Annotated in this window: 7 protein-coding genes, 1 other RNA gene, 1 pseudogene and 1 riboswitch (1 of these 10 cut by a window edge); of the genes and pseudogenes, 7 read left to right on the top strand and 2 right to left on the bottom strand. The window is 35.9% G+C overall.

Features of this window, described 5'->3' with window-relative positions; translation table 11 throughout:
• From rnpB to H5084_RS08990, 4 genes are all read left to right on the top strand, one after another.
• Positions 1 to 43: RNase P RNA component class A (gene rnpB / locus H5084_RS08975), an RNA gene on the top strand; it begins 431 nt to the left of the window's first position.
• Between the two features lie 736 nt (positions 44 to 779).
• Positions 780 to 1,424: a hypothetical protein gene (locus H5084_RS08980; protein ID WP_182690222.1), complete on the top strand. Its 645-nt coding sequence runs from the start codon at positions 780 to 782 to the stop codon at positions 1,422 to 1,424.
• Between the two features lie 1,210 nt (positions 1,425 to 2,634).
• The gene (locus tag H5084_RS08985; protein WP_028869540.1) at positions 2,635 to 3,288 is read left to right on the top strand and encodes a PEP-CTERM sorting domain-containing protein; all 654 of its coding nucleotides are present in this window, start codon (positions 2,635 to 2,637) and stop codon (positions 3,286 to 3,288) included.
• Positions 3,289 to 3,960: 672 nt separating this feature from the next.
• A complete protein-coding gene (locus tag H5084_RS08990; RefSeq protein ID WP_182690223.1) occupies positions 3,961 to 4,386 on the top strand; it encodes a hypothetical protein in 426 nt (141 codons plus the stop codon).
• Positions 4,387 to 4,716: 330 nt separating this feature from the next.
• Here H5084_RS08990 and H5084_RS20045 read toward each other — a convergent pair.
• Positions 4,717 to 6,030: pseudogene (locus H5084_RS20045) on the bottom strand (SLC13 family permease); the annotation flags it as partial.
• Between the two features lie 616 nt (positions 6,031 to 6,646).
• Positions 6,647 to 6,735: riboswitch (cyclic di-GMP riboswitch) on the top strand.
• A gap of 86 nt (positions 6,736 to 6,821) precedes the next feature.
• Between H5084_RS20045 and H5084_RS09000 the strand changes: the two are divergent.
• Together H5084_RS09000 and H5084_RS09005 are read left to right on the top strand one after the other, a co-directional pair.
• On the top strand, positions 6,822 to 7,388 hold the full coding sequence (locus tag H5084_RS09000; RefSeq protein ID WP_182690224.1) for a hypothetical protein: 567 nt from the start codon (positions 6,822 to 6,824) through the stop codon (positions 7,386 to 7,388).
• Between the two features lie 804 nt (positions 7,389 to 8,192).
• The gene (locus tag H5084_RS09005) at positions 8,193 to 10,172 is read left to right on the top strand and encodes a methyl-accepting chemotaxis protein (RefSeq protein WP_182690225.1); all 1,980 of its coding nucleotides are present in this window, start codon (positions 8,193 to 8,195) and stop codon (positions 10,170 to 10,172) included.
• A gap of 279 nt (positions 10,173 to 10,451) precedes the next feature.
• On the opposite strand, the gene H5084_RS09010 is transcribed toward H5084_RS09005, so the two are convergent.
• A complete protein-coding gene (locus H5084_RS09010; RefSeq protein WP_182690226.1) occupies positions 10,452 to 12,002 on the bottom strand; it encodes a PAS domain-containing methyl-accepting chemotaxis protein in 1,551 nt (516 codons plus the stop codon).
• Positions 12,003 to 12,854: 852 nt separating this feature from the next.
• On the opposite strand from H5084_RS09010, the gene H5084_RS09015 reads away from it, so the two are divergent.
• Positions 12,855 to 13,685, top strand: a complete 831-nt coding sequence (locus H5084_RS09015) for a transglutaminase family protein (RefSeq protein WP_028869546.1) — start codon at positions 12,855 to 12,857, stop codon at positions 13,683 to 13,685.
• The last annotated feature ends 411 nt before the right edge of the window (positions 13,686 to 14,096 follow it).

The following is a 14,096-nucleotide window of genomic DNA, read 5'->3' on the forward strand; positions in this document are numbered from 1 at the left end:
GACGATTCAACGACAGAACCCGGCTTACAGGCCAACTCCAACCATTTTAAAAACCGCTATCTAAGCAATTAGGTAGCGGTTTTTTCGTTTCTGGAGTTTAATCTTTGTAAATCGTTTGATGATTGCAGGGCATTTGCAGATATACGCGAATGACTATTCAACGACAGACCCCGGCTTATCGGCCAACTCCAACCATTTTAAACCCTAGTTTATGCAAATAAACTAGGGTTTGTTCGTTTTTGGAGTTTAATCTTTGTAAATCACTTGATGATTGCAGGGCATTTGCAGATATACGCGAATGACGATTCAACGACAGAACCCGGCTTACAGGCCAACTCCAACCATTTTAAAAACCGCTATCTAAGCAATTAGGTAGCGGTTTTTTCGTTTCTGGAGTTTAATCTTTGTAAATCGTTTGATGATTGAAGGGCATTTGCAGATATACGCGAATGACGATTCAACGACAGACCCCGGCTTATCGGCCAATTCCAACCATTCTAAACCCTAGTTTATGCAAATAAACTAGGGTTTTTTCGTTATTGGAGCTTAAAATCACTTGATGATTGCAGGGCATTTGCAGATATACGCGAATGACGACCTAACGATAGGACGTGGTTTAATTGATACGACTAACCCAGTGAAGACATTATTGATTTAACTGGAGATTGAAATGAAAGAACGTAAAACCTATTCAACATATACAGTGTGTTATGCTTCTTTAGTTGTTAAACAGTGGATTTTTATTGTGTCACTGTTCTTTTATGGAATGGAGATCATTAATGGAATATCGTTTAAGCATAATTTCTGTGTATTTTTTGTTAGTTTCTACTCTGTGGTTTTCTGGTTGTGCCAATGTACAGTTGCAACAGAAAAAAGTAGCTGAATCAATGGCGAGTGTTCAGGTTGATTTAAAGCAACACGAGCAAAGCGATTTTAAACAGGTGGAAGCGCGTTTTTATACTTACAAATCTAAAGAGCTTGTGTTTAGAGTCTTATCAAATATAAAGCAAACATCGCAATGGTTACAGCGGTTGGATAGCGTAGAAGTATTGACAGTCTATAATAATCAACAATATTTATTGCGAACGATTATAAACAGCCCTTGGCCGTTTAAAAATCGAGAGCTCATTACCTGTGTTAACACTTCCTTTGAGGAAACAATCATCACTATTAATATTGTTTCTTGTAGTGAACAAGTAGCAATTAATGATCTTTATGTTCGTGTTTCACAAGTTGAATCGAGTTGGGTAATCAAAAAACGTGGTGACCCATTAGTTGAAGTCAATTATAAAACATGGATTGATCCTGCTGGCAACGTACCTGCATTTATCTTCAATAACGAACTGGTGGATAGCACTGAGCGTGATCTGAAAAAGCTAAACGCTATTATCGATGACGCTTCATTAGAACAGTTTTCCTATTAGATTTACTCATTATTAACATATTAGATGTGCGCATTGCGGCATTATTAATACTAGTTTGGTCCTGTCAGCGACTTTATTTCGTATGCCATTGTGATCAACAAAAAAGTCAAAGCCGTTGCACACAGTGGTAAAGAAAAACTCAACAAAGTTTATGGTGACAGTTGAGAGTAATAAATCAAAAAGTAAGAACGCGGTTAATCACTTTTTCACTACCGTATCACTCCGTGATTAAAATTACTTTTCAAAGGTGAAGTTTAATCGTTATTCAGCGCGGAATGACAGTTCTAATGCTATTTATATGCATTTATTCGTTTTTAGATAGTGCGATAGCCTGCTTCAGGAGCACATCGCCTTTCATCATTCCTTAATTGATTATTTCAATTTTCCCACAACCTAAGCCTTTTTTAACACAGATACTGTTAAAGTGATCGAACTGATACGAAATTTGGGTCGGTCATACACATATCATATTTATTAATCATTAACATTTAAAAAAATAACTAAGCATTAAAAATCAATTGCTTAAAATTAATTTATTTAAGTACTCTCTTTTCAGAACAATGTAAATAGCCCTCGATAATGTCGATGTTATTTAGTTGAATCCGAGACTTTTATTTTTGTGAGTATTCTTCGTCGTCTGCACTTATCCAGATATTTTGATATTTATTTGCTAGGCGTTGCGCCCTTGCGTCGAGTGACTTTATTTTGCTTTCCCAAAATAAAATTATACCTATAAATAGCAAAGAAAAAGGCAGACCGATTCATTTTCTGATCCAAGCTAGCTATTCACTTTAAAAACATAGTTTCATGATGACCGTCCATATCCATTCTGAAACTATCTCAAACGCCCTGTTTGCTGTTGTTAAAATTAATGATTACCTTGGGAAAACTAAGCGGCGGATAGAATGTGGCCACTTTGGGTAATATTTTATCTGAAGTGTTTTGGTTACAATCAGGCAAAAGCAATACTGTGTCCATTGGCATGCGCTAAAATTGAGAATGTATTTTGAATGAAAAAATAAATAAATTAACTTTACTCATCCTAAAAGAATAAAATACGACGGATTTTTTTACATTGTTATTTTAGGGTTATTATATTTAATTGATTTTTATGCGCTTTAATTGTGGCACTTAACTTGCTCTGTTTATACTTAGCTTCAAGGATTTGGAGTCAAATATTGATCTTTACTCATTACTGGAGGGATACACAATGTTTAAACTACTTTATATTACTTTACTAACAATGATGATTAGCCCAACTTGGGCTGCTGTGATTATGATTGGTGACAATGATGGTTATGGTGCCGGAATTGCTGATAACGCTAATCATCCACCATTTGCCCCCATTTATGATGGACGTACACCGGATGAGGTAGCTGCAACAAATGGTGCTCAATATACTGATTCATATAGTACTGCACATCCAGGATACAGCCCTCAAACAGGTACTACAACGACATTTTCTTTCACTGGACTAGGCAACGGTTGGACATCAGGAAGTATGTGGTTTGATATGGCAGATTTCCAAGCTTCAACTTTTGGAGCTGTGACTACAACTTATAATGGTATAGCGCAAAATTGGTCTTTTAATGACGGTTACCCTAGTACAGTTGTAAGATATTTTGACCTTGCACCTGATGTGCTTACAAGTATCAACTCATTAGGTTACCTTGATGTTGTCATTGAAAGGAATGGTTCTGCGGATTTTTACGGTTTTGATTATGCTTTACTTTCAGATAATTATGCAGCTGATACAGACCCTTACAATGACCCTACAATAGGTGTGAATGTCCCTGAGCCAGCTACAATTAGTATGTTATTTCTCGGTTTGGCTTTACTGCTAATAAAACGTAGCAAAGCTTAACTAATTTGAGTTAAGTATAATATCCCATAACAAATTATAGTGTTTAATTTATTAGTAGGATTGTCTGATTGTTATAAGATGTTTATCAACATATATAAAATGGCAGAGAAAGAACAAATAGCTTCTTATTAAATAAATTTATTAATGAAAAAATGCTATCCAAGTAGTTAGATAGCATTTTTTATCTGATACCTTATGAACACAAAAGTAAGTCAATAATCTTATGTTTTATCATTTTCTATCGATAAAATTACCTGCTTAAAACATTTTAAATCAACCCCATACAGAGTTATTAATACTTATTTAATAAATCATTTCTTTGATATTTAGAACATCTTTTTGCAATCACTGAAATGAGATTGCCTATATGGTGGTATTTTTTTGATTGTAATATGTTTTTAATGTATTGTGTGCGCGAATTAAATATAGCTTCTTTATTTAATGGAAAGATGTTCCATTATTGAGTTAACTCATTGTGTCCATATCCTTTCCTAGATTCTCATAATAAGTGCAATTTCCTATATTTAATTTAATTCAAATAACCACGTAGAGATTACGCTAAGACTTTGATATTAATTTCTGACATCTCAAAGTGAAAGAAACGTAATTTATCTAAATAATATAAAAGACTAACAATCGTCTTCGATGATTTAAATTTAAAAAGGGTAAGAAATGAAATTTATAAAGGTTGCTGCATTGGCTCTCTCCGCTTTAATAATATCTGGGTGTGCAGGTGGATTAAATTCAATGCAAAAAAGGGAATATGCAGCTTTTGAAAATGAAGGTGTTTTAATCGAAGAAAAAAAACCAATGGTTGGTGCTGCGTTGGGGCTTTTACCTGGGTTTGGTTCTTTCTATGCTAGAGAGCCTGGGTTTGGCGTTGTTAATTTATTATTTTGGCCTGCCTCTATTTTATGGGATCCTGTCAGTGGTTATGATGGTGCTCAGTCAATTAACTACGATATGACTAAAACATATTTAAGAAAAGAAAAAGGTAAGGAATTAATTGCTTTAGAAGAACTATTGATTGCTGATCAAATCGATAATAAAACTTATCTTATTGAGAAAAGAAAAATTGATCAAAAGTACGAATACTAATGGATTTTCAGCCTAATACTGTTATTTTTCTGGGATATTGGGCGCTAGTTTAAACCTTTTGATCGCTTTGCGAGGTAGTAAGCTTAGCCATGCTAAGTTATCTCCTCGCAACTTTATTTCAAAACAATCTTTACCAAAGCATCCCTTAACAATTATCCAAAACAGCGTCTAACAACAATACCTATTAAAAAATATTTAAAACAACAGCTATCAATAATACCTAACCCCACAACGGCGATTAATCCAGCGTTCACTTCCTCCTGACGGCTCTTATCTTTAAGGCCATGCCTAGTCAAAAATTATAAAAGCTATTATTTTCTTGTTCAGTCATTATATCCAGCCCAATAGTTGCCACCATAAATAATCAAGTGGCATTAACACGACTATGGTTAATATCGCCAACGGTATGGTTATTTTTACTAAGCTCGCAAGTGACTCCCTTGATAACTGCATGGCAAGCACTAAAGGAGCGACTTGATAAGGGAATAATACAGTTGAAAAGCCGATAACTTGTGTCATTAATACTGCGGGTAATGAAAGTCCTGTGGCTTGCGCAAAATCAGTGGCCATTGGTGAAAGTACGGTAGGGACACCGGGAACGGTTGTTACTAATCCTGTTAATGTTGAAATAAGCGAAAGCGACATAAAACTAAAAAAACTGTTTTCCGATGCGCTCGGTAATAAATGAGTAAATGCTTCTCCCATAAACGCACCTACACCTGAAACATTAACCAATGTGCCTAAGCCGAGTGCTGCAGCAACAAATACGACGGTACCAAAATCAACTGAACTGTTAAATTTCTTGGTTTCAAGCACACCCCATCGTGGTAATAATAAAACGATAGTCGCAACAAGACCGACCTATGCTGGGTTCACACCATGTATTGAGTCAGTGATCCAAAACAGCAAGGTGAGTCCGAGAATAACGACAACTTTTCTTTGTAATATATTGATGTGTATATGATCACTCGACTTGTTTGTATCCTGCGAATACAAGCTCTTAGTCGGCTTTTCGACGATTGAGGCTGGAAATAACTTCAATACTAAGTAGACAATTAACAAAGATTTAACAATCCCTAATATTGGGAAATGTAATAGTAAATACTCCATATAGCCAAAGTGTATATTAAACAGTGTTTCACTCGAACCAACTAAAATCATATTAGGAATATTTGCCGGTAATACAGCAAAACTAGGCATGTTGCATGCAATTGCTAACGCCGTTGCCACACCTTTACGGCCATTACTTCCTTGAGCAAAGCCCACATGCTCAGCAAGCGCCATCCCCACTGGAATTAATACCACGGCGCGACCAACTGAAGAGGGCATAATAAACCCTAAAATAATGGCACTAAACACTAAACCTGAGATAAGTCGTGGATAGCTAAGTGTTAAATGTGGAGCGATGAATGAAGCACATTTTTTATCTAAAGCAGAGGTGGAAATAGCAGAGCCAATAATAAACCCTGAGATAATCAGCCAAACAGCGGTGGAAGAGAACCCTGAGAATAGAGCGTTAGGTTCAATTAATTGCAATACAATTGATAATGCAAAAAACATTAATCCAGTCAGAAAAGGGGGGAGCAATGAAGCGCTCCAACAGGTCAGTGTTATTAATATAACCGCAGCGCTATATGAAAATGAAATGGAATAGCTTGCTAACGTAAACGCCATCATATAGAGAGCAGCAGCAATAGTGGTGGATACCACTATGCTTTTAAAATTAAGTGTAGGCGCCACGGCAGTGATCCTTGTTATGTTGAAAATGCTGCAATGAAAAAGTTGATGCGTCTATCATATCTTGCCTTTAGTGTTGATTTAATTGGTTATTATGACAAAAGATATCCCTAATACGATAATCTTACCTCAGAGCAATGTCGCTTTTATTTTGGACTCGAGTAAACCTGTACTTAACCATCAAAGGAGTCAGGCGGCAAAAACTAACCATTTTTCCTGATCTTTCAAGAATAGCTTGGTTCTTATTATGCGAATCCAGGAAGTAATTATATTGTGATTATTTGAATTAATAGGCTGTTATAGGTAGGTTTTATATTTTTTTGACTTATTAAGTTTTTCGTCAAGTTGTTGATAAATTTTGGTTTTTAATTTTGTTGCATCACAAAGGACGTTTCGAATTTGTATTAAAATTAAAGCGTGCTATAAATAGTTGTCTAATTTATTTTTACCAATTCGATAAACTAATATATTAATAATAATCTATTGCGCTAATGCATCTGATTCAGTAATTACAATATTATTAGCTAGAAAAAGGCAACTTAAGGGAAACCTTAATACGCAAAACCACCGGCCTATTGACAATTAATCGTCTACGGCAGCGGAGTTACCGAGGCGATGATACTTCTCATTTATCCTCTTCATTTTTTCTTCTGTTATATATAAAAATTTCTGAATCATCACTTTTGTTGGAGACAAAAATGATGATTTTAAAAAGTACTCTATTTAAGGTGGTGTTAATTCTTTGTCCTGTTTTATTGATGGGGTGTGGATCATCTGGTTCATCAAGTTCAGAGCCTGCTAAAGTATCAAAACAAGCTGAGTCAAGTGAAGAATCTGGTGCTAAAGAGTCATTAGATTCAATAATCGTTACAGAAGAGGCTAAAGCAGAAGACATTACTTCAGAGACGACTCTAGTTGAGGATTCAAAGAATGAAGCTCCTATTATTAATGGATCGATTGTTAATGGATCGATTGTTAATGGGACGATTGTTAATGAATCTATTGTTGAAGAGGAAAGCTTGGAACAAGCGAATCAAGTCGATTTATATATCACCTGGGGGGATAATTCTGATAATGAAGTAGAATTTATTATTGAGCGCCGAATTCAATCTAATGTTGATTATGGAACCACGTATTATGTTGCTGAAAATATAACATCATATAATGACGAAGGTGTTCAAGTCGGTGAAACTTATTGTTATCGTGTTAGTGCGTCAAATAGCATTGGTAAGTCATCATCATCTGAACAATGTATTGAATTATAATTTTACTTCAAATCAAAGCCAAACGCTCCGTTTGGCTTTGCAAATAAATCACTTTTTCATTCCCTATTTTACCAATTCTGCTAAATAGCTGATCAATCTTGTTGCTAAAAAGGAGCTCTTTTCACGTTAAACGTTTTGTAAAGGGAACAATCTATTTGGTAATCCTCCCATTTTTAATGGAGTTTGATAATAGATATTTTACTCTGCCTTAAATTTCCCCATTTTCCTGCGCAATATTTGATCACATACTTAATGTAGTTGGTATTAAATAAAAGCTATACCTACAAATAGCAAAGCAATTCCTTATTTAACGCATCAGCTTGTACAGCACATCCATACGCAGTATGAACTTAAGCTAAATACCCTGTTTGGCTTTGCTAAAAGTAATTGATGGCTTGGGGAAATTGATTGTGCCTCGATTTGACCAAATTGAGTAAGTTTTATTTGAATCCAAGAAGTTATTTGAGGTAATAGTAAAAAAGAAAGACTTCCCCGCTTAGGCCTACCATTCCCAGTGGCTAACTAAATGTATGTAAACTTGCTTTAGATCAATAAAGTTATTGTAATACAATTGACGATTTCAAATTCCTACCTATTATTAAATATTAATTTTCAAATTCTGCTGAAATTGAAAATATGACCGAAGATCATAATGGGTGTGCTGAGAAAATGGAAAATGATGAAAATCATTATGATCTTAGTAAGAAGGCAATGAATTGATTTTTTGACTGATAGCGTTGTCCTGTTCTTTTTACAGGTAGCCAAGATAACAATTAACAATTAACAATTAACAGGATATTTACAATGGAAAAATTAGCACAGCGTTCAGTCTTTAATATTGCTTATTGGAGCCTTAAAACAAAACTCACTTTAGCATTCTTATTATTAGGGCTCTTACCCGCAATGATAACAAGCAGTATTATCACTATGTATGCTGTAGAAGATGTCGAATATAAAGTATCACAATCACTCGAAGCAATTAATCAAATAAAAAAGTCGCAAATAGAAACCTTTTTTGAGCAGCGTGTTTCAGACATTACAGTGTTAGCAAATACCATCGGAAATTTAGATGAGCAAAATTATGATGCTTATTTTACTGACTATATAAAACAGTATGATTATTATGATTTGTTTTTAGTTGATAAGCAGGGGATGATTTTTTACACCCAAGCCAAAGAAGCGGATTATCAGACCAATATCTTGAACGGAAAATATGCAAGTTCTAATTTAGGTCAACTTATCCAGCAGGTACGTAATACCGGTAGTTATGGCATTGTCGATTTTCAACCCTATGCGCCAAGTAATGGCGATCCTGCTGCATTTATCGCTATTCCTATTAAAGGCAGTGACATTATATTAGCATTGCAACTTTCTAGTGATGGCACCAATCAGATAATGGCTGTACGTGATGGTATGGGCGAAACAGGTGAAAGTTACTTAGTTGGTGAAGATAAACTTATGCGTTCTAATTCATTTTTAGATCCCACTGGTCGTTCATTAATGGCAAGCTTCGCAGGGAATGTCGCAAATAATGGTGTTGATACAGAAGCCGTTTCCCTTGCTTTGGCTGGAGAGCATGGTGTTGGTATAATTAAAGATTATAATGGAAACAATGTTTTATCTGCTTATGACAATATTAAAATAGATAATTTTAATTGGGTTATATTAAGTGAAATAGATCAAGCAGAAGCCTTTGCTTCAGTCTATGAAGGAATATTCTTTGCCATCGTACTGATTATAATTTGCGCCATTATCGTCAGTTTATTAGGACTGTACTTTTCTAAAAAAATTGCTAACCCTATTATTGCGGCATCTTCTTTTGCTACCAAGATAGCCGAAGGTGACCTAAGTAATAAGATTGAGGTGCATGCTTATGATGAAGTAGGGGCATTACAAGTTGCATTGTCTGCCATGGTAAATAACCTTCGTTCTATGATCGGGGACCTTGCTGATATAGCCATGCAACAAGGGACGACAGCGGATGAACTCGCCTCAGTCACTGAACAGACAAGTGCTTCCGTTACTGAACAGCAAAGACAAACGGAGCAGGTTGTTACCGCGACAACTGAAATGGGTGCATCAGTAAGGGAAATTGCATCAACGACTGCAAACGCCTCGAATATTTGTGAAGATATCCAATCAAAATCAAAACAAGGTGCAGAACATATCGAGGAAACTTACCAAGCTTTAATTTCACTTGGTGCAAAAACGAAAGAGACAGCGATAGAAATGTCTAAACTGCGCGATGACTCGGATCAAATTGCTAATATGTTAGGTGTTATTAAACAGGTAGCAGAACAAACTAACCTACTGGCGTTAAATGCGGCTATTGAAGCAGCAAGGGCGGGAGATCAAGGACGAGGTTTTGCTGTTGTTGCCGATGAAGTAAGGAATCTCGCTCAATCAACACAAAAATCAACAAAAGAGATTGAAGTGATTATTGAAGCGATAGTGAGTGGTAGTAGTGCCATAGTAGAAACCATGAATGATAATGTTATTCAAACCGACAAGGTTCAAGAAATTGCGTATCAAGCGAATCAAATCAATGCTGATGTAGCATTAAGTGTTGAAGGTATCTCTGATATGGTCGCTCAAATTGCAGCGGCTACTGAACAACAGAGTGTTACGATTGATGAAATTGCGCAAAATATAGAAGGTATTAATACTGGTACATGTGAGACTGAACAAGCGGTAAGGCATATTGCTGAATCAAGTAACGAATTATCTAATATGGCAAATACGTTAAATAATGAAACTAAAAAGTTCAGGCTTACCGCTGCATAGTCATTAATATTTAGTGTCTGTGAATTTTTAGTTGTTAGTTGTTAGTTGTTAGTTGTTTGTTGTTAATTGTTAAGCTGTCTCAGTTATTGTGGTGGTTGTCGGCAGTGTTTTAGCACTGTCGTTAAGTTACCTTATTACTTGTTTAAAGTAATAAGGTTTATTTTTGGCTTTTATCGAGTAATGTCTTATTTAAAGCCCTTTTAAATCAATGGGGCAGAAGGCAATACTGACCCCATCCATTGATACTTTTTTATTACCTGCTTATTTAAAGACTGGAAGTTATTTAAAGCGGATCACTAGCTCATGAAGATCGTCAGCAGTTTTACTCAGGTCATTAATAGAAGAGGCTGCATCACTTGTAATAGTTACATTGTCATCGGTTAAGTCTGAAATACTGACTACTTGACGATTAATATCTTCAGATACGTGAGTTTGCTGTTCAACAGCTGCGGCGATTTGGATAGACATATCTGAAATTTTACCAACAGAGTCAACAATGCCATTAAGCATTTCCCCACTCTCTAATACCCTTTCTAAACCGTTATTTGCTTCAATGGTGCCTTTTTGCACGTGAGCGACGGCATCGTCTGTTTTTTGGGTTAATAATTCAACGATATTATAAATCTCACTGGTTGAATCTTGTGTATTCTTGGCAAGGTTCCTCACTTCATCGGCAACCACCGCAAAACCTCTGCCTTGTTCGCCTGCTCGAGCGGCTTCAATCGCGGCATTTAATGCAAGTAAATTGGTCTGTTTTGCAATTTTCTCAATCATATTCGTCGCTGTAGCAATTAATTTTGATTGTTCTGATACGCTAATAACCGATTGACTAATGGTTTGCACCGTTTCTCGAAGTTCATTGATTGAATTACTGGTAACTTCAGATAGTTTTTTACCCTCTATAGCAAGTCCAAATGCAGTTTCAGTATATTTTGCCGTATCGTTAACTCGTTCAGAGACCTCTGCAATTGTTGATGTTATTTCATTCATTGCAGTTGCAACTTGAGTGGTTTCTGACTGTTGTTGCTCCAGGCTATTTTTAGAGTTTTGCACAAGTGTCGATGATTGATGAGAGCCTGCAGACACTTTTTTTGCCGCATCTTCAATACGACTAATAATAGTTGTTAAATGAGCCTGTTGACTAAGAATTTCTACTTCTAAACTACCCAACATACCAGTGTTGTTTGTATAGGATTGCACCGCTTGTTCATGAGAAAAGTTATGTTTTAAACGTTGAGATAAATTAGTGATAATGCGTTTTTTTACCGCGCTAACCCAAATACCATGTAAAATAGTTGAACAAACAAGAAGGCTAAATGCAACGGGTATTGACCCTGCTATATAACAAACAATAGACAAAATCAACATGACACTTATAAATATAGTTGGCGCTGAAACAGGCGCAGGTTTATTCAGCCCTTTACCTGCATTTACTCGTTTATAAAGCTTTTCTGCTCTTTCTACATTCTCCTGTTTAGGGCATGACCGAACAGACTCATAGCCAATAATGACACCATTTTCAGTCACGGGTGTGACATAGGCATCAACCCAATAATATTGCCCATCTTTACAGCGGTTTTTAACCAAACCCATCCAAGGTTTACCTTGCTTTAGGTGCTCCCACATTACTTCAAATGCTGCTGCTGGCATATCGGGATGTCTGATTAGGTTATGCGGTTGGCCAATTAATTCATCACGCGAAAAACCACTTATTTCAATAAAAGCATCGTTACAATAAGTTATATTGCCATCGTTGTCTGTTACTGAAATTAACTTGGAATCTGGAGAGAATGTTTTTCGTTGATCGATAACGGGCAGATTTTTACGCATTAAATTTAACCTTGGTTGATATTAAAACTTGGTTGATATTAAAACCCATTAAATACAATAGGTTTTTGATGAAAGTAAACTGTAGTGTTTCAAATTAATTGTAAGGATTTAATAGGTAATTAAATCGTTCACTAATGTAAACCTTAGTAGGTGCTCTGATGAACTTACACGCAAATAGCTCTAACTAGGTATTTTTTTGATAATGTTACAGGACTTGTTAACAAAAACACACCTTATATCTGCCGGTTAAGAATTTGTTTCTTATATAGTGACTTAGCCTTGTTTTTTGATGAAAATATTACTCTGCGGATACGTTTATGATTCAAGTAAATAGTCGGGTTTTACTTTTATTATTTATATTCATGCACTCAGGTTAGCGCTATTTTAAACCTATGATTTATACCTTAAATAAGGAAGTTTTACGAAATTAAGCCAAATGTGTTGTTTGGCTTTGTTAAATGCAGTGCTTTTGAAAAAACATAGCGGTAATGGATATTGTCTTTATTGAACAAGGTTTTAAACTGGGAGTTAGAAGCATTTTACAGAGTAAAGTGCTATTTTTTTAGAACAGTTTTAGTTTAATAGGTTTAACTTTAACTGCTTTGATTTTACTCTGAGTATTATTTATTAAGCGTAATTATTTCAGGTGTGGCATGTACCCTATAGGAGGTGTTTTTATTTTTTTGTTAAAAATGAAAGGCTTTCATCACTTATTGTGCATATACTCGGTGAGTTAAATCAATTAATGTATAAACCAGAATTTCGTTTAATTATATAAAAGATTCAATGATACAGGGTGTTTATTTGTATTTATTGGTTGTTATGGCGATCGTTCATTAGAGGTTATCTGTTATGTATTTAGTCAATATATCTTCAGAGCTTATTTATACCGTTGAATCTCCCTCAAGCTTTGTTTTTAACATTGCAGCCGCGGATACTGTGCATCAAAAAACAGTGCAAGAAAATCTTGTTATTTATCCTTTTATCGACAGTGAATGGTTTCAATTAAATGATTTTGGTTGTCGTGGCTTGCGTTTAAAAACAGACCCTTGTGAACTTAGCGTTCGATATAATGCTACCGTTGAATTATCACCAGAAATAGAGCGCATATTTTATTTAAATGAGGTAGAGCATAAAAGGTTACCGGCTTCAGTTTTGCCTTTTTTAAGTCCGAGTCGTTATTGTGAGTCAGATCGTCTCGGGCGGTTTGCTTGGAAAGAGTTTGGTCAATTAGCCAGTGGTTACTCGCGCGTTGAGGAAATTTGTAATTGGGTAAATGCACATATTGACTATGTTGCAGGAAGTACGGATGCTTCGTCAAGCGCTTGTGATGTACTCATTCAGCGAGCAGGTGTTTGTCGTGATTTTGCACATGTGAGTATTGCGCTATGTCGTGCTTTGGGGATCCCTGCGCGCTATGTGTCGGGTTATGCGGTTGGATTAAAACCACCTGATTTTCATGGTTTCTTTGAAGTTTATTTGCAAGATCGTTGGTATCTTTTTGATGCAACGCGTATGGCACCAGTTAGTGGGTTGGTTAGGGTAGGTATTGGCCTGGATGCCGCAGATTCGTCATTTGCGAATATTGTGGGGCAAGTGACCATGTTGTCGATTGATGTGCAGGCGGACGCTGCAGATCCGTCTTTTTTGTATGGTGATGGTATGCCAGTATCGACGGCGTAGTTTAGCTTTTTGATTTATGTTGTTATCTTATTATGTAGCTATGAAGCTATGAAGCTATGAAGTTTATAGCTATGAGGTTAATGTTCGTCTGCGCTCATCCAGTCATTTTTATTATTTTTTGTTTGGTGTTTCGCCCTTGCGGCGACTTTACTTTCTTTTGCTTGCCCAAAATAAAATTATACCTACAAATAGCAAAGAAAAAGGCAAGGCTTAACCTAATTGGTGATAATGGTTCGTCTGCGCTCATCCAGTCATTTTTATTATTTTTTGCTTGGTGTTTCGCCCTTGCGGCGACTTTACTTTCCTTTGAGTGGCCAAAGGAAAGTAAGCAAAGGAAAGGCCAACCGAGTCCTTTTCTGCTCCAAGCTAACCATTAATTTTAAACGCACCGTTTCAGGATGGCCGTCCATG

Origin of the sequence: Psychromonas sp. SR45-3, assembly GCF_014163575.1 — a bacterium.
In the GTDB taxonomy this organism is placed as follows: domain Bacteria; phylum Pseudomonadota; class Gammaproteobacteria; order Enterobacterales; family Psychromonadaceae; genus Psychromonas; species Psychromonas arctica.